The sequence below is a fragment of the Hymenobacter terrenus genome (assembly GCF_000972495.1).
GTDB lineage: Bacteria > Bacteroidota > Bacteroidia > Cytophagales > Hymenobacteraceae > Hymenobacter > Hymenobacter terrenus.
This window is the reverse complement of record NZ_LATM01000133.1, coordinates 1-616: the sequence shown is the minus strand read 5'-3', so window position 1 is coordinate 616 and position 616 is coordinate 1. Positions and strand designations below refer to the sequence as shown.

Sequence of the window (616 nt, the reverse complement as noted above, 5' to 3'; positions counted from 1 at the left end):
AGCCTGGCCGGGCTGCCCGCATTCCCGCGGGCCGGCGAGCGCTACACCAACCGCCTGCGCTGGCAGGTGGGCACGAGCCCGGCCGGCTGCGAAACGGCCGTCGCCAACTACCGGGTCTACTACCGGCCCACGCCGACCGGGCGCTTCACCCTGCTCGGCACCACGGCCCAGCGGAGCTACCTGCACCCGGACCTGAGCTTCTCCGGCGGCTGCTACGCCGTGCAGGCCGTGGCGGCGAGCGGGGCGGTGAGCGACACGAGCAACGTGGCCTGCCAGGACAACTGCGTCTTCTTCCGCCTGCCCAACATCTTCACCCCGAATGGCGACGGGCAGAACGCCGTGTTCCGGCCCCAGAACAGCAGCCCCGTGCGGCGGGTGCACTTCCAGGCTTTCAACCGCTGGGGGGTGAAGGTGTTCGAGAACACGACCACGGCGGCTGATGCGGTGCTCATCAACTGGGACGGGGGCGGACCGGTGGGCGAGAGCGGGCCGGGGGCGGGCGCGGGCCGGGGGCGGCGGGTGAGCGAGGGGGTGTATTTCTACCTGGCCGAGGTCGAGTTTGCCGACTTTGCCAACACCAAGCGCTCCTTCAAAGGATGGGTCGAAATCGTCCGTT

General features: G+C 70.1%; 1 protein-coding gene. It reads left to right on the top strand.

Going from position 1 to position 616, the window contains the following annotated elements:
• On the top strand, positions 1-616 hold a 616-nt coding region (locus WX88_RS26825), incomplete at both ends, for a T9SS type B sorting domain-containing protein (RefSeq protein ID WP_046247508.1).